This window comes from Paraburkholderia phenoliruptrix, from assembly GCF_047325075.1.
GTDB lineage: Bacteria > Pseudomonadota > Gammaproteobacteria > Burkholderiales > Burkholderiaceae > Paraburkholderia > Paraburkholderia phenoliruptrix.
The window spans coordinates 955,887-979,507 of record NZ_CP168531.1 but is presented as its reverse complement, the minus strand read 5'-3'; the positions used below and the strand labels follow the sequence as shown (position 1 = coordinate 979,507).

General features: G+C 64.5%; 19 protein-coding genes and 1 pseudogene. 3 read left to right on the top strand and 17 right to left on the bottom strand.

The features are described 5' to 3' along the window. The first annotated feature begins 135 nt into the window (after positions 1 to 135). The gene (locus ACEN8U_RS16525) at positions 136 to 981 is read left to right on the top strand and encodes a MurR/RpiR family transcriptional regulator (RefSeq protein ID WP_015003736.1); all 846 of its coding nucleotides are present in this window, start codon (positions 136 to 138) and stop codon (positions 979 to 981) included. A gap of 146 nt (positions 982 to 1,127) precedes the next feature. Here ACEN8U_RS16525 and ACEN8U_RS16520 read toward each other — a convergent pair whose 3' ends face one another. The 12 genes and pseudogenes from ACEN8U_RS16520 to ACEN8U_RS16465 all read right to left on the bottom strand — a co-directional run bounded on the left by ACEN8U_RS16520 (position 1,128) and on the right by ACEN8U_RS16465 (position 15,338). Further along, complete coding sequence (locus ACEN8U_RS16520; protein WP_015003737.1) at positions 1,128 to 2,888, bottom strand: methyltransferase domain-containing protein; 1,761 nt, start codon at positions 2,886 to 2,888, stop codon at positions 1,128 to 1,130. A gap of 7 nt (positions 2,889 to 2,895) precedes the next feature. Continuing rightward, positions 2,896 to 4,707: pseudogene (locus tag ACEN8U_RS16515) on the bottom strand (peptide transporter); the annotation flags it as partial. Beyond that, positions 4,620 to 4,946 (bottom strand): hypothetical protein, encoded by a 327-nt coding sequence (locus ACEN8U_RS16510; protein ID WP_015003739.1) that lies wholly within the window; start codon positions 4,944 to 4,946, stop codon positions 4,620 to 4,622. The gene ACEN8U_RS16510 and the pseudogene ACEN8U_RS16515, both read right to left, overlap by 88 nt. A gap of 478 nt (positions 4,947 to 5,424) precedes the next feature. Then, on the bottom strand, positions 5,425 to 5,841 hold the full coding sequence (locus ACEN8U_RS16505) for a CopD family protein (RefSeq protein WP_015003741.1): 417 nt from the start codon (positions 5,839 to 5,841) through the stop codon (positions 5,425 to 5,427). A gap of 151 nt (positions 5,842 to 5,992) precedes the next feature. Then, entirely contained in the window at positions 5,993 to 7,264 is a 1,272-nt protein-coding gene (locus tag ACEN8U_RS16500) for a glutamate-5-semialdehyde dehydrogenase (protein ID WP_015003742.1), read from the bottom strand. 294 nt (positions 7,265 to 7,558) lie between these two features. Beyond that, complete coding sequence (gene holA, locus ACEN8U_RS16495) at positions 7,559 to 8,683, bottom strand: DNA polymerase III subunit delta (protein ID WP_015003743.1); 1,125 nt, start codon at positions 8,681 to 8,683, stop codon at positions 7,559 to 7,561. 37 nt (positions 8,684 to 8,720) lie between these two features. Continuing rightward, positions 8,721 to 9,275, bottom strand: a complete 555-nt coding sequence (gene lptE, locus ACEN8U_RS16490; RefSeq protein ID WP_013589608.1) for an LPS assembly lipoprotein LptE — start codon at positions 9,273 to 9,275, stop codon at positions 8,721 to 8,723. A gap of 91 nt (positions 9,276 to 9,366) precedes the next feature. Next, positions 9,367 to 11,958 (bottom strand): leucine--tRNA ligase, encoded by a 2,592-nt coding sequence (gene leuS, locus ACEN8U_RS16485; protein ID WP_015003745.1) that lies wholly within the window; start codon positions 11,956 to 11,958, stop codon positions 9,367 to 9,369. 152 nt (positions 11,959 to 12,110) lie between these two features. Next, positions 12,111 to 12,605: an ExbD/TolR family protein gene (locus ACEN8U_RS16480; protein WP_015003746.1), complete on the bottom strand. Its 495-nt coding sequence runs from the start codon at positions 12,603 to 12,605 to the stop codon at positions 12,111 to 12,113. Positions 12,606 to 12,729: 124 nt separating this feature from the next. Next, positions 12,730 to 13,449, bottom strand: a complete 720-nt coding sequence (locus tag ACEN8U_RS16475) for a MotA/TolQ/ExbB proton channel family protein (RefSeq protein WP_015003747.1) — start codon at positions 13,447 to 13,449, stop codon at positions 12,730 to 12,732. A gap of 79 nt (positions 13,450 to 13,528) precedes the next feature. Continuing rightward, positions 13,529 to 14,326, bottom strand: coding sequence for a 4-hydroxy-tetrahydrodipicolinate reductase (gene dapB / locus ACEN8U_RS16470; protein WP_013589612.1), 798 nt, complete (start codon positions 14,324 to 14,326; stop codon positions 13,529 to 13,531). Between the two features lie 175 nt (positions 14,327 to 14,501). Further along, positions 14,502 to 15,338 (bottom strand): outer membrane protein assembly factor BamE, encoded by an 837-nt coding sequence (locus ACEN8U_RS16465; RefSeq protein WP_013589613.1) that lies wholly within the window; start codon positions 15,336 to 15,338, stop codon positions 14,502 to 14,504. 158 nt (positions 15,339 to 15,496) lie between these two features. Here ACEN8U_RS16465 and fur point away from each other — a divergent pair, with 158 nt between their 5' ends. Continuing rightward, positions 15,497 to 15,925, top strand: coding sequence for a ferric iron uptake transcriptional regulator (gene fur, locus ACEN8U_RS16460; protein ID WP_013589614.1), 429 nt, complete (start codon positions 15,497 to 15,499; stop codon positions 15,923 to 15,925). A 222-nt stretch (positions 15,926 to 16,147) separates the two neighbouring features. Here fur and ACEN8U_RS16455 read toward each other — a convergent pair whose 3' ends face one another. The 3 genes from ACEN8U_RS16455 to ACEN8U_RS16445 all read right to left on the bottom strand — a co-directional run bounded on the left by ACEN8U_RS16455 (position 16,148) and on the right by ACEN8U_RS16445 (position 19,228). Next, complete coding sequence (locus tag ACEN8U_RS16455; protein WP_015003749.1) at positions 16,148 to 16,705, bottom strand: ureidoglycolate lyase; 558 nt, start codon at positions 16,703 to 16,705, stop codon at positions 16,148 to 16,150. Positions 16,706 to 16,716: 11 nt separating this feature from the next. Continuing rightward, on the bottom strand, positions 16,717 to 17,727 hold the full coding sequence (gene alc, locus ACEN8U_RS16450) for an allantoicase (RefSeq protein WP_015003750.1): 1,011 nt from the start codon (positions 17,725 to 17,727) through the stop codon (positions 16,717 to 16,719). Between the two features lie 160 nt (positions 17,728 to 17,887). Beyond that, positions 17,888 to 19,228, bottom strand: coding sequence for a C4-dicarboxylate transporter DctA (locus tag ACEN8U_RS16445; protein ID WP_015003751.1), 1,341 nt, complete (start codon positions 19,226 to 19,228; stop codon positions 17,888 to 17,890). A 228-nt stretch (positions 19,229 to 19,456) separates the two neighbouring features. Here ACEN8U_RS16445 and ACEN8U_RS16440 point away from each other — a divergent pair, with 228 nt between their 5' ends. Further along, entirely contained in the window at positions 19,457 to 20,149 is a 693-nt protein-coding gene (locus tag ACEN8U_RS16440) for a FadR/GntR family transcriptional regulator (protein WP_015003752.1), read from the top strand. Between the two features lie 110 nt (positions 20,150 to 20,259). Here ACEN8U_RS16440 and gap read toward each other — a convergent pair whose 3' ends face one another. After that, entirely contained in the window at positions 20,260 to 21,270 is a 1,011-nt protein-coding gene (gene gap / locus ACEN8U_RS16435) for a type I glyceraldehyde-3-phosphate dehydrogenase (RefSeq protein ID WP_013589619.1), read from the bottom strand. Positions 21,271 to 21,388: 118 nt separating this feature from the next. Then, entirely contained in the window at positions 21,389 to 23,410 is a 2,022-nt protein-coding gene (gene tkt, locus ACEN8U_RS16430) for a transketolase (RefSeq protein ID WP_013589620.1), read from the bottom strand. Positions 23,411 to 23,621: the final 211 nt, after the last annotated feature.

Sequence of the window (23,621 nt, the reverse complement as noted above, 5' to 3'; positions counted from 1 at the left end):
AACGCTTTGCTGGCGGCGCGTCAACGCAAATACGCCCATACTTAGGGATAACACCTACTGCAGATATGTAGTTTTTGTACCTTACTGGCAATCAGCTATAGTCCACGGATTCTTCAGCATAGTGCGAGTTTTCCAATGATGCTGTCCCAAGTCGAAGCGATGCGCGAACAATTGCGCCCGTCGGAGCGCAAGCTCGCCAACTATGTGATCGAGGCGCCGCGCGAGGTGCTCGACCTCTCGATGACGGAAGTCGCGGCGCGCGCGGGCGTGAGCCAGCCGACCATCGCGCGGTTTTGTCATGCGCTCGGCTTTTCGGGGTTTCGCGAGTTCAAGATCCGGCTTGCGCAGGGCATCGCCACCGAAGTGCCCGCCGTCTATCGCGACGTGCGTCCCGACGAACCCGCGCCCGGCGTGGCCGCGAAGGTGTTCGACCGGACCATCGGCGCGCTGATCCAGGTGCGCAACACGCTGTCGTCGGATAGCGTGGCGGCCGCCATCGACGTGCTCGCGCAGGCGAAGCGGATCGAGTTCTACGGCGCGGGCGGCTCGGGCATCGCCGCGCTGGACATGCAGCACAAGTTTTTCCGGCTCGGCATGCCGAGCGTCGCCTATTCCGATCCGCACACGTTTCTGATGTCGGCGGCCATGCTCGGCGAAGGCGACGTCGTCGTCGCGATTTCGAATACGGGGCGCACGCGCGACATTGTCGATGCGGCGAAATCCGCGGTGGCGGGCGGCGCCAAGGTGATCGCGATCACGCACGGCAACTCGCCGCTCGCACGGGTCGCGTCGGTCGGACTGTTTGCCAATGTCGACGAAGACACGGACATTTTTTCGCCGATGACCTCGCGCACGTCGCACCTCGCGATCGGCGACATTCTGGCTGTCGGCGTCGCGCTGCAACGCGGGCCGGATCTCGCTGAAAAACTGGCCGGCGCGAAGGACCTGATCGCGCGGCGCCGGATTGGGCCGGAAGGGTGAGCGCCTGGTGAGTCTCACGCGACCCATTGCGCCGCGCCGCTTTGAATATGAAAAAGGGAAGCGGAAAGCGAAACGACAACAACGAAACGGGCTCCTGTGCGGAGCCCGTTTCATGTGTGTTGCGGATTGTCAGGCCGGTACGGCTCTCATGGATTCGTGCGTTCGGCATTCACCGCCGTCAGCAAACGTCCGCGAATGCGCGCCACCACCGGTGACCAGTCCGCGCCCGGCGGTCTGCGAAACAGGCGCAGGGTCGGATACCACGGACTGTCGTCGCGCGTGTAGTGCCAGCGCCAGTCGCCGAAGAACGGCAGCATCAGCCACGTCGGTTTGCCCATCGCGGCCGCCACATGCGCGACGGACGTATCGACGGTCAACACGACGTCGAGGGCGGCAATCGCGTTGGCGGTCTCGTCCATGCTGTTCAGCGACGCACCCACGTCGTGGAAATTCGGCAGACGCTTCGCGTAATCCGCGGCTTCGTCGGCGCCCGCGCCTTTTTGCAGACTGAAGAACTCGACGCCCTCCACGTTGAAGAGGTCGTCCAGCACCGAGAGCGACGGCAACGAGCGCTGCTTGTCGTTCTCATGCGTCGGCGCGCCCTTGAAGGCGAGCCCGACCTTCAGCTTGCCTTTGCTTTCGACGAGCGCCGGAAACGCGGTCTTTCCGGGCGCATGCAGGAAAGGCACCGACGGCGGCAGCGCTTCGAGATCGAGCGCCAGGTAAGCGGGAATCGCGTGCGGAAACACCCAATAGTCGTGCGGCGGCAAGGCGGCGGCCTGCGCGACGCTGAACACGGCGTCCGCCTCGCCGGAGCGCTCGAACAGCGTGACGAGCGGTGCCTGGCAAACCACCGACACGTGCGCGGCGCCGCAGCGCTCGCGAAGCATCCGCGCGAAACGCAGGAAGAAAATTTCATCGCCGAGACCGAACTCGCTCCAGATCACAATCGACTTGCCTTCGAGCGGCTCACCCGTCCAGGCCGGAATCGCGGCGGGCGGCTGCGCGGTCGTGCGACGCTGCCAGCCGAACTTGCCCATCCACGATTCGCGGATGCGGAAGCCTTCCTGCAGTTTGCCGCGCGCAATGGTGTGCAGCGCGTGATACAGCCTCGGCAAATGCTGGTCCGGCAGACGTTCGACGCATTGCGCCCACAGGCCGTCGATCGGTTCGAGCAAGTCCCAGCGCAGCCACGCGAGCATCGCGCCGTGGTACACGTCGAAGCGATACGGGTAAGACTTGAGCACGGCCTGCCACGCGCGCAGGCTTTCGTCTGCGTCGCGCGCCTTGGACGCGGCGTCCATCATTTCGCGCGCGCCCGGCACCGCGCGCTTGCGCAGCACAATCTCGATTGCGCATTCGGCCAGGCCCCGCGCCGTCTGGTCGACGCTCGCGCGCCGCTCGTCATAGTTGTCGCGCACCAGCGCGACGCGCTCGCAGGAAGCAATCGACGAAAACGCGCACACCATGTCCAGCACGTTGACCGAGCCGGGCAGCGCTTTTTCCGGCTTGCAGATCGTGAAGCTGACCTTGTGCTCCCGATTGAACGGGCTCGGCCACCTGCCTTTCTCGTACAGATCCTCGTCCGGCACGGTCAGGATGGCGTAGCCGCCCGGCTTCAGCAGCTCAAGCCACCGCGCGAGCGCCTGGTAAGGATTCGCGAGGTGCTCGAGGCAATGGCTCGAATGCACGAAATCGAACGACGCGTCTGGCGCGCCCGCCATGCGTAGCGCGTCGCCCTGCGGCTTGTCCCACGGCACGATCTCGCTAACGCGCGGAAAAACATGCGCGTGCGCGCTGAGCGGATCGTCTCCGGCGCCGATGTCGATGCCCTTGCCCACGAAATAATGCTGCTGGAAAGCGGGATCGCGCGCGCGGCGCATGGCGGATTTGCTGGTTTCGTTCATGCCGTCCTCACTGCGCCTTGTTCAGTTTGTCCTCGAGCAGCGCCTGCATGCGCTCGCCGAGAATTTCCGGACGTCCCTGGAAGATCAGCTTTTCGATGGCCTTCGGGCCTGCCAGCGACGCGCCCAGTTCGCGGCGCTCCTGTGCGTTTTCGATCAGGCGCAGTGCTGCGGCCTTGTATTCGTCGTTGGTTTTCGTGATGGTCCACTCGGGGAAACCGAGGCGGCGGAACATGCCTTCGTCGATATGTTCATGCACTTCGCGGCCGGTCTTGCAGATGCCGACGAGCCCCGCCCACACCGTATCGACAATGCCGTTCGTATTACCGAACGGGAACGGATTCAGGAACATGTCGCAGCCCGCAATCACGTTCATGTAACCGGCGTAGCCCTGATGCTTGTGCACGACCGCGTTCTTGCCGATCAGGCGGCGAATCAGATTGCGCACCTGCGGGAACACGAGACCCGTCGCCTGGCCGACGAGGAAGTGGAACTCCACCGGCACGCTCGCCTCGCGAGCAATCGCGGCACAGGTATTGAGAAAACCGGGGTTCAGCTTGATCGTCGTGCCGGCCACCGCGATCTTCAGTACGTTCGACGGCGCCTTTTCCTTCGGCAGATCCAGTTCGAGCATGGCGGCCGGCGCGCGATACGGCATGCCGTCGGAAGGCAGCTTCAGCAGCTTCTCGCTAAAGCAGGCTTCGTCGCCCACGTAGTCTTCCTCGACGACGACGTAGTCCATTGCATGGCCGTGCGTCGTGGCCGGATGCCCCAGCGCCATGAGTTGCAGCGGCGCGACGCGCAAACACGCGAGCACCATCGTGATTGGGAACATTCCGACGCTCGGCATGTACATCATCTGCGCGTTGCGCGCCTCGCTCGTGTCGCGCACGTGCCGTGCGGCCTCCCACACGTTGCCACCTTGCAGGGCAATGAACTCGTGAAAGACGGCCTTGCCGGCCTCATCGACGCGGCCGTCGTAGCCCATGCCCACCAGATGGAACTTGTCGCGCATCGCAACGAGCGTTTGCGAGTGCGTGCGGTAGATCGAGTGGTTCTTCGAAAACCATTCGAGCACGACGAGCAGCACGGGCTTGTCGCCCTCCACTTTGGCGGCCGGACGCGTGACATCATGAATGCCGAGCTCTCCGAGCTTGCGGCGGATCAGCGCGTTGATCGGCTTCTTGATGTCGTGCTTGGCGGCCATGTCCGCATAGCTGCAATGCATGTAGACGTCGTGCAGCACGCCCATGGGCAGAGAATCGATGCTGTCGATCTGCTCGAGCCGCTCCGGCAGCCAGCGCAACAGCAGTTCGCGTTTCTGATGTGCCGACGGCGTGCCGAGAAAGCGCGACGACATGATGGTCATGGCAAGCGACGCCGCCTTCGTCTTGTCGAAGTTCCACAGCGCGTCCCAATCGAGACGAACTTCCGACTCCGGCAAATAGAAGAGCTGGAACTTGCGGATTTCGCTGTTGCGCAACTCGATCGCATTGCGCGCGAGTTCGTCGACGCCGAGCGATCGCAAAATGTGATCGGCGTTGCGGAATGGGCTCGCCGCGAACATGGCGGCCAGCCAGCGCTGGAACAATGCCGTGCGGGCAATGCCGGCGTCGGAGAAGGTGAACTTCGGATCGGTGACGAGGCTCGTGATTGCCGAGGTGAGACGCGCAAGCAGGTGGTCGTCCATGATGTCCTGCGCTTCGTTGGACTGCGCCCACACATCCACATCCATCAGGACACCATAATGCTGGTCGATCTTGTTGAGCAGTTGCAGCAGCTCGCGGCTCGCTTTTTCGTGTTCGCGGCGATACGCTGCGTACCCTGATTGATGGTCATCGTGTTGGTGTTCTGCGAGATGCTGGCCTGACCGGCGATCACCTGGCCGTTGGTCGGCAGCGACTGCGCGCGACTGAGCGACGGATGAAACGCGATCAGCGCGAGCGCCGTGGCAGTCATTGTCGAGATGACGCCGATCTCGCGGCCCGAGGGGCTTGCGCCGGAAGTTTCGCCTGCCGTTTTGCCTTGGCTCGTCACATTTTCTGCAACCGCGACGAGCATGCCGAGACGTTTGCTAAATACTCGGCGAAATCTATTCTTGTTCATGAAGACTCACAAATTTGTAGGGAACGCGACCGCCGCACACTGCGGCTCGACATTGCGCGAAGCGGGGCTACGGGCCGTCGTACTGCGCCAATGTTCGCCTTCGAGAATATGAGTCGCGCTATACAGACTGAATCAGACAAGGACTAAAAGCGGCTCGGATCAAGCGGAGCGTGTGCAGACAAATGCGGAAGCCAAGACCGCGCGTTGAGCGCATTGAGAAGGGCTTGAGAGCGCGCCGCCGCGCGGCTGAAGACGAGAAATGTCGTGACGCGCCAGCGCGAAAAGCGCGGGCGGCAGAGAAAAGACGAAGAGGAATTGCGAAACGTCGGCAGCGAGCGCAGCACCGCGCCCGGCAAACGCGGCGAAGACTCCGCGCGACGTTTCGGAAAAGTCTTAGACGCGACTGCGAAACCGTGGCCGCAATGAAAACTGCTTAGAAAGGCTTAATAACGACCAACGCCACCGCCGCGAGCATGCCAAGCACCGGCAATTCGTTGAACATGCGATACCACTTGTGCGAGCGACGGTTCCCGCCACGCTCGAAGGTCCGCAGCAGCACGCCGCAGTAAGCGTGATAGACGATGAGCAGCACGACCACGCCGACCTTCGCGTGAATCCATCCCTGACCTTGGCCGATTCCGGCCACGAGCCAAAGCCACAGTCCGCAAGCAAGCGCCGGCACGGCGATAAACGACATGAAACGGAACAGCTTGCGCGCCATGATCAGGAGACGCTTGACCGCGGCAGGCTCGGTTTCCATCGCCAGATTGACGAAGATGCGCGGCAAATAGAACAGGCCGGCAAACCAGGAAGCGATCAGAACGATGTGGAACGTCTTGATCCAGAGCATCGGGTGTCCTTGGGTGGTGGATGAGTTGTTCTAAACAGCGCTGGCGATGTTGCCGTCCTTGCAGCGCGGCGTGAAGTGACGCGGCGTCGCGGTCGGGAAAAGAGGTGAAGCGCGGCCGCGTTGCACGGCCACGCGTTGAATCGGCAGGCGCTTACTGGCGCCCTTCGCCATGCCCGAGCACGACATACTTGAGCGACGTCAAGCCCTCCAGGCCGACTGGACCGCGCGCGTGAAGCTTGTCGTTGGAGATGCCGATTTCCGCGCCGAGGCCGAATTCGAAGCCATCCGCGAAACGGGTCGACGCGTTCACCATCACGCTTGCCGAATCCACCTCGCGCAGAAAGCGCATGGCGCGGTCGTGGTCTTCCGTCACGATCGCGTCGGTATGTTGCGAGCTGTAGGTGTTGATGTGCTCGATGGCTGCGTCCAGATCGTCCACCACTTTGATCGCGAGCACGGGCGCGAGGTATTCGGTGCGCCAGTCTTCTTCAGTCGCGTCGACAAGCGGACCCACGCCCGCGTCCGCCAGCACCGCGCGCGCCGCCGCGTCCACGCGCAGCTCGACATTTTTCTCGCGATACAGCTTGCCGAGCGGCGGCAGCACGGCCGACGCAATGCCGCGCGCGACCAGTAGCGTTTCCATCGTGTTGCAGGTGCCGTAGCGGTGAGTTTTGGCGTTGTCGCAAACGGTCAGCGCCTTCGCGAGATCCGCGCGGTCGTCCACGTACACGTGGCAGATGCCGTCCAGATGCTTGATCATCGGCACGCGCGCTTCGTTCATGAGCCGCTCGATCAGGCTCTTGCCGCCGCGCGGCACGATCACGTCGACATATTCGGTCATCGTGATCAGCTTGCCGACCGCGGCGCGGTCCGACGTGGCGACCACCTGCACCGCGTCCTGCGGCAAACCGGCTGCCTGCAATCCCTCGCCGATCAGTCTCGCGAGCGCCGTATTGCATTCGAGCGCTTCCGAACCGCCGCGCAAAATGGTCGCGTTGCCCGACTTGAGGCACAGCGCGGCAGCGTCGATCGTCACATTAGGACGCGATTCGTAGATGATGCCGATCACGCCGAGCGGCACGCGCATCTGCCCGACCTGGATGCCGCTCGGCCGGAACTTCAGATTGCTGATTTCGCCGATCGGGTCAGCGAGCGCCGCCACCTGGCGCAAGCCTTCGACCATCGTGTCGAGCGCCTTGTCCGACAAGGTGAGGCGGTCGATAAAAGCCGCATCGTGGCCCTTTTCGCGCGCCCGCGCGACGTCGCGCGCGTTAGCTTCCTTGAGCAGCGCGGCGTCGCGCTCGATGCCCGCTGCGACCGCCGCCAGCGCGGCGTTTTTGGCAGCCGTCGACGCCCGCGCCATCGCACGCGATGCCTGGCGGGCGCGGCGGCCGAGGTCGGTCATGTACTGGTCGATATCCATGGTGATTCTCGTCATGCCGCATCCGCGGACGGGCGGCGAACAGGCTGATTAACTGACTAGCAAAAGATGCAACGATTGTAAGTCGGGCCCGGGCGCTTCGCTCGCGAGGGCATGGGCGCCGTGCTGCGTGCCTCGTGCCTGGTGCTTCGTGCGCTTACTTGCGACAGCCGGAGGCTGTGGTGCTGCGGGGCCGCGCTGCGCGCGCTGCCAGTTCTGTGGCGCAGCTTCGCTCGACTTCCTGCCCTGCGGCCTCGCCGCCTCAAAACCCGCCGAGGCTGTGCACGGCCCTGAAACTCACGCCGGCCTGCGCGCCGCCGCAGCATCCGCCGCCCCGCTGCGAGGTCGCGCCGGCGGCACAGCAGACGTCTTCGGCGACGCCACCGCCATTGCGAGCTCGAAGAGCCCATCCCACGGATCAGGCGGCGGATCGTTGCGATGATTGCCCGGCGTGCCGCCCGACAAACCCTTCACCTGCCGGTCCAGCCGCGCCGCCAGCGCCAGCGCCTTTTCCAGCGCCGACTCGGTGACACGCGACAAAGCCGGCCCGATCAGCCGCTCGCGCGGACCCCACACGCGGTTTTCGCGCACCAGCATGGCAAGCGGCTTGCCGGCCGCGACGCCGCGCTTGATGCGCAACAGCGTGCGCAATTCCTCGACGACGGCCCACAGCACCAGCACCGCCGCCTCGCCTTCGCCCTTCAGACCGTCGATCATGCGCGACAGGCGGCCGACGTCGCCCGCGAGCATTGCCTCGTTAAGCTTGAACACGTCGTAACGCGCAACGTTCAACACCGCGTCGTGAATCTGTTCGAAGCTCAACGCGCCGGCCGGATACAGCAGCCCGAGCTTCTGAATTTCCTGATGCGCGGCGAGCAGATTGCCTTCCACCCGCTCCGCGATAAACGCGAGCGCGCGCCGCCCTTCTTCGCCTGCGGCCACGCGCTGGCCTTGCGCCGCAAGCCGCTGGCCGACCCAGTTCGGCAGCTGCGCGCGCTCGACCGGATCGATTTTCAACGCGACGCCTGCGTCGGCGAGCGCCGTGAACCACGCCGACTTCTGCGTGGCTGCATCGAGGCGCGGCAGCGTGATCATGGTGAGCACGTCGTCGTTGACGGAGCCCGCGAGCGCCTTGAGCGCGTCCGCGCCTTCCTTGCCGGGCTTGCCCGACGGAATGCGCAACTCGACCAGTTGCCGGTCGCCGAAGAGCGACATCGACTGACTCGCGCCCAGAAGCGAACTCCAGTCGAAACTGCGCTCCACGGTGAATACCGAGCGGTCCGTAAAGCCGGCCGCGCGCGCCGCCGCGCGAATGCGGTCGCACGTTTCCTGCGCGAGCAGGTGCTCGTCGCCGTACACGACGTACAGTCCGGCGAGTCCCTTGGCGAGATGCGCTTCGAGCGCGTCAAGTCGCAGTTGCATGGCTAGGTGTATCTCTGATCTGATCGGCGCGCGACGCTCACAGCGGCGGCGGCGGCAACGGCGCGCGCGGCGCGACGCCCGGCACCTGCTCGCCCGGCGCCGGATGCAGCGAACGCACGCTCGACAGACGCCGCGTAAGCTGGTCGATTGCGTCGTTTTCCATGTCGGCGAAGAGAATGTCCGACTCGGCCGTTTTCGCCTGCGAGTACCGGTCGCTATAGGTCATCGCGCGGTTCAGCGCGATCACGCTCGGCGGGATCAACACCGTGCCGTCCTTGCCGACGAGCGTGTAGTTCATGTTCAGATTCAATTGATATTCGGCGACGACGCCCAGCGAATTCAGCGTGAGCGTGCTCGTGCCGCGCGCTTCGGTGATCTGCAAGGTCGCGTCCGCGTTCGCCACCGACGTCACCACCACCGTGTCGCTGCCGCCCTGCACGATGCGCGCGAGCCGCGCGCTCGCCGCTGGCGAGCCGCCCGCGATGAAGAGGCGCTTGAAGGCATAGTCCTGCTGGCCGCGCAGCTGGAAGCCGCACGCGGACAACATCAATACGCTGCAAGCCAGCGTTACAAAAAGCGATCTGCGAGTCACATTGGCTCCTGGTTCGCAGTGAATTCCCGGCGCGCGGCATGCGCCGCCGCGCGAGGCGGCGCGATGCCTGCCGGCAGGTAGGGCAAGGCGGTCAAACGACCACGTTCACGAGACGGCCCGGCACCACGATAATCTTCTTGGGCGCCTTGCCTTCGCTGAACTTCGCGACCATTTCGTGCGCGGCCGCAAGCTGTTCGATCGATTCGCGCGACGCGTCTTTCGCCACCGTCAGCGCGCCGCGCACCTTGCCGTTCACCTGCAGCACGAGTTCGATTTCGGACTGCTCGAGCGCTTTTTCGTCGACCTTGGGCCACGGCGCGTCGAGCAGCGAGCCGAATTCGTCGGCATAACCGAGTTCCTGCCACAACTGGAACGTGAGGTGCGGCACGACCGGGTACAGCACGCGCAGCATCACGCCATAGGTTTCGCGCAGCACGGCCGGCAGCGCGCCCTTTGCGCCGTCGAGCGCGTTGAGCATCTTCATGGCCGCCGACACGACCGTGTTGTACTGCAGACGCTGATAGTCGAAGTCCGCCTGCTTCAGCACGCTATAGATTTCGCGGCGCAGCAGCTTGTCGGCGTCGCCGAGTTGCGCGGCGTCGAACTGTCCGCCCGCGCGCAGCGCGGCTTCGTTCGCGTGAGCGAAGCTCCAGACGCGGCGCAGGAAGCGGCTTGCGCCTTCCACGCCCGAGCCCGACCATTCGAGCTGCTGCTCAGGCGGCGCGGCGAACATCACGAACAGACGCGCGGTGTCCGCGCCGTGCTGGTCGATCAGCGATTGCGGGTCGACACCGTTGTTCTTCGACTTCGACATCTTTTCGACGCCGCCGAGCACGACCGGCTGGCCGTCCGCGTTGAGCACGGCGCCGACCGGGCGGCCTTTGTCGTCGAACGAAACCGTGACGTCCGCCGGGTTGTACCAGGTCTTCTTGCCCGCCGCGTCTTCGCGGTAATACGTTTCGTTGAGCACCATGCCTTGGGTGAGCAGGTTCTTGGCCGGCTCGCCGAACTTGACGAGACCCAGGTCGCGCATCACCTTCGCCCAGAAACGCGAGTACAACAGGTGCAGAATGGCGTGCTCGATACCGCCGATGTACTGGTCCATCGGCGCCCAGTAGTCGGTGCGCTCGTCGACCATGGTCTTCGCGTCCGGCGACGCGTAGCGGTAGAAGTACCACGACGAATCGACGAAGGTGTCCATCGTGTCGGTTTCGCGTTTGGCCGCGCCGCCGCAGGTTGGACAACTGCAGTTCAGGAACGCTTCCGACTTCGCGAGCGGGTTGCCCGTGCCGTCCGGCACGAGGTCTTCAGGCAGCACGACCGGCAAATCTTTTTCCGGCACCGGCACGTCGCCGCACTTCGGGCAGTGGATGATCGGAATCGGCGTGCCCCAGTAGCGCTGACGCGACACGCCCCAGTCGCGCAGACGCCACGTGATCTGCTTGTCGCCGAGACCGAGCGCCTTCAGGTCGGCGGCAATGGCGTCCACGGCCTGTTCATAGTTGAGGCCGTCGTATTTGCCGCTGTTGACGAGCGTGCCCGTCTTCTCGCCGTACCATTCCTGCCAGGCGTCCGTCGAAAACGCCTTGCCTTCCACGGCGACCACCTGCTTGACCGGCAGACCGTATTTCTTCACGAATGCGAAGTCGCGCTCGTCGTGCGCCGGCACGCCCATCACCGCGCCTTCGCCGTAGCTCATCAGCACGTAGTTGCCGATCCACACCGGCACCTGTTCCTGCGTGAGCGGATGCGTGACGTAGAAGCCGGTCGCCATGCCCTTCTTTTCCATGGTCGCGACGTCGGCTTCGGCCACGCCGCCGCGCTTGCATTCGTCGATGAACGCCTGCAGCTCCGGCTTGTCTTTCGCGAGGCGCGTGGCGAGCGGGTGCTCGGCGGCAATCGCGCAGAAAGTCACGCCCATGATCGTGTCGGCGCGCGTGGTGAACACGCGCAACAGCTTCTGCTCGCCGTCGATCTCATACGGGAAACCGAAATTCACGCCGAAGCTCTTGCCGATCCAGTTCTGCTGCATGATCTTGACGCGCTCGGGCCAGCCGAGGCCCTCCAGATCGTTCAGCAGCTCGTCCGCGTACTGCGTGATGCGCATGTAGTACATCGGGATTTCGCGCTTTTCGACGAGCGCGCCCGACCGCCAGCCGCGACCTTCGATCACCTGCTCGTTCGCGAGCACGGTCTGGTCGACCGGGTCCCAGTTGACGGTGCCGGTTTTCTTGTACGCGATGCCTTTTTCCAGCATCTTCAGGAACAGCCACTGGTTCCACTTGTAGTAGTCCGGGCTGCAGGTGGCGACTTCGCGCGACCAGTCGATGGCGAGGCCCATGGACTGCATCTGCTTCTTCATGTAAGCGATGTTGTCGTAGGTCCATTTGGCCGGCGGCACGTTGTTCGCCATGGCCGCGTTTTCCGCGGGCATGCCGAACGCGTCCCACCCCATCGGCATCAGCACGTTGTAGCCGTTCATCCGCAGATAGCGGTACATCACGTCGTTGATCGTGTAATTGCGCACGTGCCCCATGTGCAGCTTGCCCGACGGGTACGGCAGCATCGAGACGCAATAGAACTTGGGTTTGTCGGTGGTTTCCGACGTCTTGTACGCGTCGACGGCGCGCCATTGCCCTTGCGCGGCGGATTCGACGTCGGAGGGAACGTATTTTTCGTGCATGGTGTGATGGGATCGCTGGGTTCGGTGCTTCCGCACCGGCCGCTATGCTGCTTTGGTGCTTTTGCTGGATGAAATGGCGTCGTTTCCCCTTCTGCGGGGGAAAGCGCTGATTATACCGTTCGCAGACCGCGGCGCCGCGCTCCGAACGCCGCCTACTGCTTCGGGGCCGGCGGCGGCGGGTCCGTCACGAAGCCGATGCGCTCGAGACCGGCCTGCTGCGCGGCGCCCATCACCTGCGCGATCACCTCGTAGCGGGTATTGCGCTCGGCGTGCAGGTGGATTTCGGGCTGTCCGGCGGTGGTGGTTTCGTCGGCCGCTGTCGTTGCGGTACTGGCTGCGGCCGCGGTGGATGCTGTGCTGGCCGTGGCGGCCTGCGCGAAGCGCGCGCGCATCTGCTCGAGCGTGATCGGCGCGCCGTTCCAGTAGAGCTTGCCCGCGGCGTCGATGGAAAGCGAAATGGTTTGCGGCGTCTCACGCGAGGGCGCGGCCGCGACTTTCGGCAAATCGAGCCGGATGGCGTGCGTGAACAACGGCGCGGTAATGATGAAAATGACCAGCAGCACCAGCATGACGTCGATCAACGGCGTCATGTTGATCTCCGCCATGGGCGCGGCCGTCTGCTTTTTCTCGAGTCCGCCGAATGCCATGTCAATCTCCTTCGTCGCGTGCCCGGTTGGCCTGTTGCGTTATCGCGTTAGCGTGCCGGATGGAACGGTCGGGCTGTCGAATTCATCGGAGCGTGCCTCATCGCTCAGCGCGGCATGCAGCGGCTCAGCGAGCCTGTTGAGCGGCGGCCGGCTGGCCGCGCGGCGCCGCCTGCGGTTGCCCCGCGGGCGCGCAGACATAGGCGTGCAGGTCGTGCGCGAAGCCGTCGAGCTCTTCCGACAACTGCCGCACGAGACGCCCCAGCACGTTGTACGCGAGCACGGCCGGAATCGCGACGACGAGGCCGAAGGCGGTCATGATGAGCGCCTCGCCGACCGGTCCGGCGACGTTTTCGATCTGCGCCTGACCGCTTGCCGCAATGCTGCCGAGCGCGTGGTAAATGCCCCAAACGGTGCCGAGCAGCCCGACGAAAGGCGCCGTGCTGCCGACTGAAGCGAGCAGCACCTGACCGAATTCGAGCCGTCGTTGCGACGCATTGAGCGCCTGGCGCAGCGCTCTGAGCACGCGCTCGCCGCGCTCCACGCGCGCGAGCAATGCGCCCGGAATGTCGACCTCGGACGCATGGAGCGCCGCTTCGGCGAGCGGCGCGAAGACGCGCTCGCGGTCGGCGCGCTTCAACGCGGCGACGCCTTCCGCAAGCGTCGGCGCCTGCCAGAAGCGTGCGACCGCGCGTGCGCCCTGGCGCTTCGCGCGCAGCAGCACCCAGCTCTTGACGATCAGAAAGCACCAGCTCGCAATCGACATCGCCAGCAGCACATAAGCGACGCCATGCGTGATTGCGTCGCTCGTTTGCAGGTAATGGATGATGCCGCTGCCGCCTGCCATCTGACCTCGCCTGAAGAAAATCCGCCTTGGCCTGCCGCGTTGGCCTGCCGCGTTGGCCTGCCGCCTTGGCCTGCTTTACTTAGCGCAGACCGAGCACGTCCTGCATGTCGAAGAAACCGGTTTCGTGGCCTTCGAGGAAACGCACGGCACGAAGCGCGCCCTGCGCGTACGACAGACGGCTCGCCGATTTGTGCGTGATTTCGATGCGCTCGCCGATGCCCGCGAACAGCACCGTATGGTCGCCGACGATATCGCCACCGCGAATCGCCGAAAAGCCGATGGTGGACGGATCGCGTTCGCCTGTCACGCCTTCGCGGCTGTAGACCGCGCAGTCGTCGAGATTGCGGCCAAGCGCATTGGCGATCACCTCGCCCATGGTGAGCGCGGTGCCCGACGGCGCGTCGACCTTGTGACGGTGATGCGCCTCGATAATCTCGATGTCGTAGCCGGTCGCGAAATGCTTGGCCGCGAATTCCAGCAGCTTCAGCGTGACGTTGACGCCCACGCTCATATTCGACGCGAACATGATCGCGATCTTGTCCGCCGCGGCCCGCAATTGCGCTTTCTGCGCGTTGTCGAAGCCGGTCGTGCCGATCACCATTTTGACGTTGTGGCGCTGCGCCGCTTCGAGGTGCATCAGCGTGCCTTCGGGGCGCGTGAAGTCGATCAGGTAGTCGGACTCGGCGAACACCCGTTCGATGTCGTCCGTCAGCGCGACGCCCGTCTGTTTGCCGAGAAAAGCGCCGGCGTCCTGGCCCAGCTGCGGGGAGCCCGCGCGGTCGAGCGCGCCGGACAGCGTGGCGTCGGAATCGTTGAGAACGGTTTCGATGAGCATGCGGCCCATACGGCCCGATGCGCCAGCAATCGCAATTTTCATGGCTACGAGGGTTCGGAAGAACAGCCCGGCAAGGGCGGGCAAAAGCGGCGGCGGGCAGCACGCCCTCGCGCCGCGCATGACTGGAACAGCAGAGAACCGGACGGCGCCGCGCAACCAAGCGCTGCATCACAGCGGGCGATTGCACAGCGACCGTCTTAAAACAAGGACAGCGAGATTACTGGCTCGTTCCCGACGTGGACGGCGCGGTGAGCGGCGCGTTGTACGTCGGGCCGTTGCCGCCTTGCGACGAACCCGTGGGCCCAACCGGATTGTCTTGCGCCGACGGCGACGGCGGCGGCGGCGGACGGTGGAACTGGAACTGCGGCTGCCCGGCGGACGTGGGGCCTTGCGACGGCACGCCGCCGGCATTGGCCGTGGGCGCCGTGGAGCGCACCGACGAAGGCGTGTTGCGCGAAGGCGCCTGCACCGCATTCGTCGCACGATTGGCGGCTTGGGCGGCTTCCGCGTTCGGGTCGGTGGACGGCGCGGCGACGGCGGCCGCACCCTCGACGGACGGCGAACGCGTGGTGTCCACGGTGACCGGCGCCGCCGCGGCCGGCGCGCTGGTAGCTGCGGCGCTAGCGGCGCTCGCCGCAACCGGCGCCGCGGCCTTCTTGCCACGCTTGTCGCCGTCGATCTCGGCCAGCAGTTCGAGGTTGGACGGCAGATCTTCCCCTCCGCTCCAGCTCGCGACGCGGTCGCCCGCGAACATCACGACGAAATCGCGCTGCTGCACGACGTTGGTCGAGCCGCGCTTGAAATAGAACACGTAATCCCAGCGGTCCGCGTGGAACATGTCGGTGAGAAGCGGCGTGCCGAGCAACTGACGCACCTGGGCGCGCGACATACCCACCTGCATTTGCGCAGCGGCTTCTTTCGAAACGAAATTGCCTTGCACAACGGTAATCCGGTACGGCGTGATGCTTTGAGCAATCCGCTGCGTAACGCTGTCGTACGTGGAACATCCTGCGAGAATCGCGACAGCCGCAACAGCGATCAAGGTACCCCGCATGCGGCTCCCCCGGTAGATCAGTTGAGATTTTGAAATCATTTCACTCACCGTGCGGGCCCGCTGACGAGCCGCGCGAGTTTCATTCCATCGAAGATGACCAGAACGGCAAAAACACATTACTATGAGAGCCCAGCATTGTACTCTAGGGATCCCTTGTCATGACCAATCCAACCGATCTCAAGAATATCGGGCTCAAGGCGACCCTTCCGCGCCTCAAAATCCTTGAGATTTTCCAGCACAGCCCGGTCCGTCACCTGACGGCCGAAGACGTGTACCGCAACCTCCTGCATGAGGAGCTCGATATCGGTCTCGCCACCGTTTATCGCGTGCTGACGCAGTTCGAGCAGGCAGGCCTGCTGTCGCGCAGCAACTTCGAATCGGGCAAGGCGGTGTTCGAACTGAACGAAGGGTCGCATCACGACCATCTGGTGTGCCTCGACTGCGGGCTCGTCGAGGAATTTTTCGACTCCGAAATCGAGAACCGTCAGCAGTCCATTGCGAAGGAACGCGGCTTCAAGCTGCAGGAGCACGCGTTGGCGCTGTACGGCGTCTGCACGAAGGAAAATTGCCCGCATCGCAAGCATTGACGCGGCGGCGGCCGTGTCGGGGGGCGCGGTCGCAAGGTGAGCAATGAGCAGAAAATGGCCCGGCCGGGTGAAATCGGCCGGGCCATTTTTTTTGTTGGGCAGCGCTTGTTGGGCAGCTTCTGGTTCAACAGCAGCGGCACAGCAGCGAAGCTTGCCGGAGCGCCACTTCCCTGCGCTTTATCCCGCTTCTTTGCGCTTCGTTCGGCTTGCCTGCTGCCGCGCTTACGCCACGATCTCCGCGCTTCCCACGCGCTCCGGAAACGTCTCCGGCAGCGCGAGCCGCAACGGCTGCGGCAAGTCCTGCTCGTCGCAGTTGTGCTGTTCTCCGCCGCGGTCCACGACCAGAAAATCGCTCACGCGGTCTAGCGCGAGAAGCGGATGATGCCAGACGCCCTTCGCATAGTTGACGCCCTGCCAGGCGTCGGTCCAGAAGCCGCGCAACTGCGAGGCGTCCAACTCGCCGGCGGGCGCCACGACGATCAGATACCGGCACGGCGTCAACGGAATGAAAGCCTGACTGCCGAGCGGGTGCCGTTCCATCATCCTGATGTCGACCGGAAGCGCGTGCGGCTGCGCGCGGAACAGGTTGATGAGCGGCCGGCCGCCGTCGTCCGTCACGTCGACGCGCGCGAGGTCGTGATAGCGCTCGGTCGTGCCGCTGTTGATCGGGAAATGACGCGCGCCGTCGAGCTCGATCACGTCGCCGAACGGGGCGAACGTCTCGCGCGTCAGACGCTGCAGCGGCAATGTGCCCGGCAATGTCGCTTCTGATGTCTTCATGCGACGCTCCGTCAGGCGAGCTCGCCCCAGAGGCGCAGCCGCGACACGCCGCCATCGGGGAAGATATTGAAACGCACGTGCGTGACCGCGCCGAGCGACGCGAGGCCGTCCGCGAACGTGTGGACGTGGTCCATCTGCAGCTTCTGCTCGTCGAGCAGCACGGGCCAGAACATGGCCTGCGTGACGAGCGAGTCGTCCGTGCCGCCGGTGACGCGCGCCGCCTGCAGCGAGCAGCGATCCGGGAAATTGCCCTTGAAATGGGCCGTATCTACTTCGATCTTGCGGATCACGCCAGGCCGTGCGAGCGCGACGATCGCCCAGTCGTTGCCCGGCTCGCGGCGGCGCCGCGTTTCCCAGCCGTCGCCCATGTTGACGCCGCGGCCGGGCATCAGCATCTGCGAAGCGGGGCCGAAATGCTGGTTGTTGGCAGCGACCAGATAGGCGCCGTTTTCAATCGCCGCGAGGTCGAGCAGCGTGCCGCGCTCGACGCGCTCCCAGTCGCGCTTCGGCTGTCCATACACACGCAGACGCGCGAGGCCGCCGTCCGGATACAGATTCACGCGCAGGTGCGTGAAGGCGCGCGCGTCGTTCACTTCGACGTAATGGTGCTGGTTGCCCTGCAGCGTCGTCGCCGGGACGAGCGTTTGCCAGTCGGCGTTAGCGGGCGGGGCGTCGCCCTCCACGTGACAAGCGTCGATCGACGCGGCCGGCGGGAAGTTGCCGGTGAAGTGGCTCGTGTCGAGATCGACGCCATGCACGACGCCCGGCCGCGCGAGCCGGATCACGCAGTGATCGTGGCCGCTCGTGCGCTTGCGGCGGGTTTCCCAGCCGTCCATCCATTTGCCGTGGTCGTCGTATTTGCCGGGGATGAACACCGCCGGCTGCGGATCGAGCATGCGCTCTTTCGGCGCGAAGAATTCGTCGCTCGCAAAGAGCGCCTTTGCGCCGAGCCGCGGATCGGCGAGATTCATGTAGCGACGGGTGAAAGCGGGAGCGTTCGGGTCGAGGATTGGATTGGCCATGATTTGGAGTCGAGCGACGAAAGGGTTGGAGATGCGTCGGGGCGGGTCGCGTCAACCGTGCGGGGCGCGGATCGCATGGGCCGCGCCCGGCGCGGGAAACGTGCGAGGCGGACGCGTCAGGCCGACGCGCGAAGCACCCGCCCGCACGCTCACGCCGTCCTTAGACGGCCGGTGCGCCGTTGCCGGTGGCCGGTTCGATAGCCGGTTCGATAGCCGGTTCGGCGCCGGTCGCGACGTAGCGAAAATCGGCGTCGCCGTTCAACACGCGGTGCGCGCGCGCCCGGTCGATGTCCTTCTCCCACACGGCGACCACCACCGTCGCCACGCAGTTGCCGATCAGGTTGGTCAGCGCGCGAGCAATGCCGACAAACCAGTCGACGGGAAGAATCAGCACGAGGCCGAGCACGGGAATCGCCGGAATCGCGGACAGCGTCGCGGCCAGGATCACGATGGCCGAGCCGGGAATGCCGTGCGCGCCCTTCGACGTGACGAGCGACACCAGCACGACCACGATCAGGTCATGCGTGGAAAGCGGCGTGTTGGTCGCCTGCGCAATGAACAGCACGGCGAGCGTCAGATAGATCGAGAAGCCGTCAAGATTGAACGAATAGCCGGTCGGAATCACGAGACCGACTGTCGAATCCTTCACGCCCATCCATTCGAGCTTGCGCATGACTTGCGGCAGCACGGCATCCGACGAGGCGGTGCCGAGCACGATAGACAGTTCTTCGCGCAGATAGCGCATCAGCTTGAAGATGCTGAAGCCCGCGAGCCGCATGACGGCGCCGAGCACGACCACGACGAACACGACGCAGCTCGCGTAAAACACAAGCACGAGCATGCCGAGCTGCTTCAGCGATTCGACGCCGTACTTGCCGGTCGTGAACGCGATCGCGCCGAGCACGCCGAGCGGCGCGAGCTTGATGATGAAGCCCATCACGCGGAAGAACACCTGCGCGAGGTCGTCGATCATGCCGCTCACGCGCTGCCCCTTGCTGCCGAGCAACGAAAGCGCCGAGCCGAACAGCACCGAAAACACCAGAATCTGCAGGATGTCGCCGGTGGCGAACGCGTTGAATGCCGTATCGGGAATGATCTTCAGCAGAAAGCCGGCGGTGTCCTTCAGACTTTTCGCGTGCTCGGTATAGGTGGAGAGCGAGGCCGGATCGAGCGAATGCACGTCGATGTTCATGCCGACGCCGGGCCGCGTCGCGTAGGCCAGCACCGCGCCGATCACAAGCGCGATCGTCGTCATCGCTTCGAAGTAGACCACCGCCTTCAGGCCGACGCGGCCGACCTTGCGCAGATCGCCCGCGTGAGCCATGCCGCTCACAACCACGCAAAACACGATCGGACCGATCACCATCTTGATCAGCTTCAGGAAGCCGTCGCCGAGCGGACGCAGCGATTGGGCGAACTGCGGATAAAGCGCGCCGATCGCGACGCCGATCACCAGCGCAATCACGACCCGGCCAAACAGCGAGTTAAGAAACTTCAGCACGGCTTCCTCCTGGGGTGGATGTCCATCTGTTCAGACTGGTCCGACCAGTACTGTTATGGTGGATAGTAGGAAGCCGATATACTGGCGTCAAGCAATCATAAAACGGTGTTTACCCGCGTTTGTTGGGCGGTCCAGCGCGTTTTTCTGGGCGTGAGCCGGGTCCTCAAACGCACTGTCGTAAAGCCCGTACTACAATGCCGGTCAGACCGCACTTTCCAGTGAATTCCGATGAAAAATGTCCCGCACACCGTCACCGATGCCGCCATCGCGACCATCCGCGAACGGATTGAAGCGGGTGTTTATCCGGTGGGCAGCCTGCTGCCGGCACAACGCCAGCTTTCGGAGGAACTCGCGATCAGCCGCGCGTCGCTGCGCGAGGCGCTGTCCACGCTGGAGGCGCTCGGTCTGCTCGTCATCCGGCCCGGCAAGGGTGTGTACGTGGAACGGGCGCAGGCCGCGGCGGCGCAGTCGTGGCGTTTTGCCGCGCAGTCGTCGCTGCCCGACACCTATCAGATGCGCTACGCGCTGGAGGGCTTTATCGCGCGCATGGCGGCGCTCGCCGTCAGCGACTCCGACCTCGCGTGGTTCGAAGAAAACATCGCGGCCATGCAAACCGCGCTCGCGTGCGACGAGCTCGACGAAGCCGCGCGGCTCGATTACGACTTCCACATGCGGATCGTGAGCATTGCGGGCAATGCCGCCATCGAGTCGATCCTGAGCAGCAGCGCGGACATCATGAAGGAAAGCCAGCGCATGCCGTTTTACCGGCGCGAACTGGTGCTCTCCACCTACACCGAACATCGCGCGATTCTGGACGCGCTCAGGGCACGCGATTCGGCTGCCGCCGGCAAAGCCATCGAGACACATATCTCGAACGCCGCGCAGCGCGCCGGCGTGTACTTCCCCACTCCGCAGGCGTAAAAAAGCCGCTCCGAAGAGCGGCTCCTGCCCGCCGGACGAACCGCCGACTCTTGCAACGCGGCGGCCCGAAACACCTGGCAAAAGCGTGAGTTTCAGCTCACGGCGGCAGCTTACTTCGCGTTCGCGAGCGCCACAGCCGTGTCGAGCATGCGGTTCGAGAAGCCCCACTCGTTGTCGTACCAGCTCGACACCTTCACGAGACGGCCCGAGACCTTGGTGAGCGTCGCGTCGAACGTCGACGAAGCCGGGTTGTGGTTGAAGTCGACGGACACCAGCGGCGCGTCGTTATAGCCGAGAATGCCCTTCAGCGCGCCTTGCGACGCTTCCTTCATGATCGCGTTGACTTCTTCGACCGTCGTGTCGCGTGCGGCGATGAACGACAGATCGACCACCGACACGTTGATGGTCGGGACGCGAATTGCGTAGCCGTCCAGCTTGCCGTTCAGTTCCGGCAGCACGAGGCCGACAGCGGAAGCCGCGCCGGTCTTGGTCGGGATCTGGCTGTGGGTGGCCGAGCGCGCGCGGCGCAGGTCTTCGTGATACACGTCCGTCAGCACCTGGTCGTTCGTGTATGCGTGGATGGTGGTCATCAGACCGTTCACGAGGCCGATCTTGTCGTTCAGCGGCTTGACGAGCGGCGCGAGGCAGTTCGTCGTGCACGATGCGTTCGAGATGACCGTGTCCGATGCCTTCAGCACGTTGTGGTTCACGCCGTAGACGATGGTCGCGTCGACGTCCTTGCCGCCCGGCGCCGAGATGATGACCTTCTTCGCGCCGCCCTTGATGTGCGCGCTCGCCTTTTCCTTGGTCGTGAAAAAGCCCGTGCATTCCATCACGACGTCGACGTTCAACTCGCCCCACGGCAGTTCGGCCGGGTTGCGGTTGGCCAGCACGCGAATCTTGTCGCCGTTCACAACCAGGTAGTCGCCGTCCACCGATACTTCGCCCGGGAATTTGCCGTGCGCGGTGTCGTATTGCGTGAGGTGGGCGTTCGTTTTTGCATCGCCCAGATCGTTGATGGCGACGATTTCGATATCGTGCTTCTTGCCGTTTTCATAGAAGGCGCGCAGGGTGTTGCGGCCGATCCGGCCGTAGCCGTTGATTGCGACGCGAATCGTCATGGTCTATCTCCTGATGGCTGAAAAAATACGTCGATGTTTCGTCTGACCGGCCGCGCTGCCGCGCGTTCAGCGCCTTCCTGCCGGCGCTGTCACCCATGCGGCAACGCAGTGCGCGGGATCAGCCGAGCGCGGCTTTAGCCGTCTCCACTACGTGCTCGACGGTGAAGCCGAAATGCTTGAACAGCACGCCAGCCGGGGCCGATTCGCCGAACGTGTCGATGCCGACCACGCCGCCTTCCAGACCCACGTACTTGCGCCAGAAATCCGTCACGCCCGCTTCGATCGCGACGCGCCGCACGCCTTGCGGCAGCACGCGCTCGCGGTACTCGGCGTCCTGCTTGTCGAACACCGTGGTGGCCGGCATGGAGACGACGCGCGCCGCGATGCCCTCGCGCGCCAGCGGCTCGACCGCCTTCAGCGCGAGTTCGACTTCGGAACCCGTGGCGATCAGGATGATCTTGCGCGCGACGATTTCGTCGTTCCAGTCGCGCAGCACATAACCGCCCTTCTCGATATTGGCGATCTGCGCGTCGGTGCGTTCGGAGAACGGCAGGTTTTGACGGCTGAAGATCAGGCACGACGGGCCGTGATGTTCCACTGCCTGAGTCCACGCCACCGCCGTTTCAACGGTGTCCGACGGACGCCACACGTGCAGATGCGGAATCAGGCGCAGGCTCGCGACGTGTTCGATGGACTGGTGCGTCGGGCCGTCTTCGCCGAGACCGATCGAGTCGTGCGTGAACACGAAAATGGACGGCGCCTTCATCAGCGCGGCGACGCGCAGCGCGTTGCGGCTGTAGTCGGAGAACGTGAGGAAGGTGCCGCCGAACGCCTTGAAGCCGCCGTGCAGCGCGATACCGTTGATGGCCGCGCTCATGCCGAATTCGCGCACGCCGTAGTTGACGTAGTTGCCCGCCGCGCGGCCTTCTGCATTCACGCGCACCGGCTTTGCGGCCTTCCAGTTGGTCAGATTGGAGCCGGTCAGGTCAGCCGAACCGCCGAGCAGTTCCGGCAGAACAGCCGACAAACCTTCGATGGCCTGCTGCGACGCCTTACGGGTCGCGACCGTTTCCGCGCGCTCGTTCGCGCCGGCGATGATCGCCTTCGCCTTTTCCTTCCAGTCGGCAGGCAATTGCTTCGCGCTACGGCGCTTGAATTCGGCCGCTTCTTGCGGATATTTCGCCGCGTAGGCGGCGAAGGCCTTGTCCCAGTCGGATTCGAAGCGCGCGCCGGCTTCCTTCGCGTCCCACGCCGCATAGACTTCCTGCGGAATCACAAACGGCTCCCACTTCCAGCCGATCGCCTCGCGCGTGGCCGCGATTTCCTTGTCGCCTAGCGGCGCGCCGTGCGAATCGTGGCTGCCGGCCTTGGTCGGCGCACCTTCGCCGATCACCGTCTTGCAGCAGATCAGCGTCGGTTTGTCCGACTGCTTGGCCTGTTTGATGGCGGCGTCCACCGCGTCGACGTCGTGGCCGTTCACGCCCGGAATGACGTTCCAGCCGTAGGCTTCGAAGCGCTTCGGCGTGTCGTCGTGGAACCAGTGCACCACTTCGCCGTCGATGGAAATGCCGTTGTCGTCGTAGAACGCGATCAGCTTGTTCAGCTTCAGCACGCCGGCGAGCGAGCAGGCTTCGTGCGAGATGCCTTCCATCAGGCAGCCGTCGCCGACGAACACGTACGTGTGGTGATCGACGATCTTCGCGTCAGGCTTGTTGAATTCGGTGGCGAGCAGCGACTCTGCGAGCGCCATGCCGACCGCATTCGCCAGACCTTGGCCGAGCGGGCCCGTCGTGGTTTCGACGCCCGGCGTGATGCCGTATTCGGGGTGACCCGGCGTCTTCGAATGCATCTGGCGGAAATTCTTCAGCTCGCCGATCGGCAGGTCGTAGCCGGTGAGGTGCAGCAGCGAATACAGCAGCATGGAGCCATGGCCGTTCGACAGCACGAAACGGTCGCGGTCCGCCCATTGCGGGTTCTTCGGATTGTGGCGCAGATGGCGCGACCACAGGGCCACGCCGATTTCGGCCATGCCCATCGGCATGCCGGGATGGCCCGAGTTCGCTTGTTGAACGGCGTCCATGGACAGCGCGCGGATCGCGTTGGCCATCAAGGAAGTGGGTGCGGGAGACGGGGTCGTCATGTCGAGTCCGGAGACAGAGTCAGAAGGCGGTGCGCGCTTGAGGTCCGGGAGCTCGGCGGCCAGTTCGCTTCGGCGCACGGTGCGGCGCCGGGAGACGCGAAACGGGCAGAGCAAACGGACAAGGCTGAAAGCGTGACATTCTAACAGAACGCGGCACGCCCCCTGTGCGCCAAGCCGCATGGCGGCGCGGCCCTCGGCCGGTCGCGAAGCC